The organism is Protofrankia sp. CiT1, assembly GCF_917627335.1.
Lineage (GTDB): Bacteria > Actinomycetota > Actinomycetes > Frankiales > Frankiaceae > Protofrankia.
Genome location: NZ_CAKJTP010000210.1, coordinates 5,172 through 6,013 on the forward strand (window position 1 = coordinate 5,172; position 842 = coordinate 6,013).

General features: G+C 62.2%; 1 protein-coding gene and 1 pseudogene. Both read right to left on the bottom strand.

All coding sequences use genetic code 11. The annotated features are described in order from the left end of the window. Positions 1-112: 112 nt before the first annotated feature. Complete coding sequence (locus MJ785_RS20050; RefSeq protein WP_239372581.1) at positions 113-652, bottom strand: nucleotide-binding protein; 540 nt, start codon at positions 650-652, stop codon at positions 113-115. A gap of 4 nt (positions 653-656) precedes the next feature. Then, positions 657-842, bottom strand: a pseudogene (locus MJ785_RS20055) (hypothetical protein); the annotation flags it as partial.

Sequence of the window (842 nt, forward strand, 5' to 3'; positions counted from 1 at the left end):
GAGCCGCTCACTGACCGAACGCCCTATCCTCGGGCGCTCTTAGCCGTTGACGGACCAAGCGGTGCCGGGAGATCGATCATCGTTCATCACTTGGCGCTTTGCTCGCACCAGGTCATGACAGCAGGCCGTTCTCGCCGGCCCACTTCTCGAATCCGCCAGCTTCAAAGGGCAGGCGGTACTCCCCGCTAAGCAGATCGTCGGCAAGCGCGGATACGAGCTCCACCGTGAGTAGCCCAAGCCGGATCGCCTCGCATAACAGCGACAGTGTCGGACGTAGGGCCACTTTGTGTGTCGCTGCGGCTCGGCGTCCAGCGCCGTCATCGATCACGGCAATGCCGCCCACGGTGGAGGCGAGTGCGAGAACTCCCGCTTCCCCGCGGTTGCGGTCCTGCCATACCAGCAGCGCGGAGAAGTCAGCAAACGCCTTGATCTCCTCTTCGGTCCGAAGTTCCCGATGCTCGAGCCAGGTCGCATCCAGCACGGCCTGGATGCGACTGTCGCGGGTTGCTCCCGTGCGTAACTCGTCCACGACCGTGTCAGGTATGAGTGCGGTCCGTTTTCCGACGACGGCCTTCAGGACTCCGAGCCAGTTATGCCGCGCAAAATGCATCAGCGGCCCGGTATCGAATACGAGAATCCCCTCCACACCCATGCTGTTATGACACGAACTTCCAGATAGCACTCTCCGGAAGCTGTGGCAGCGCGGGTAGGTCCTCTTCGTCCCAGACCTCGAAAAGGAGATCGATTGCTCGGGCCGGGGACACCGTTTCACCGCGGTACAGCCTCAGCACCGATTCCTCGTATTGTCTGGCGAGCGAAGGCGCGACAAGCTCGTCGTGGAC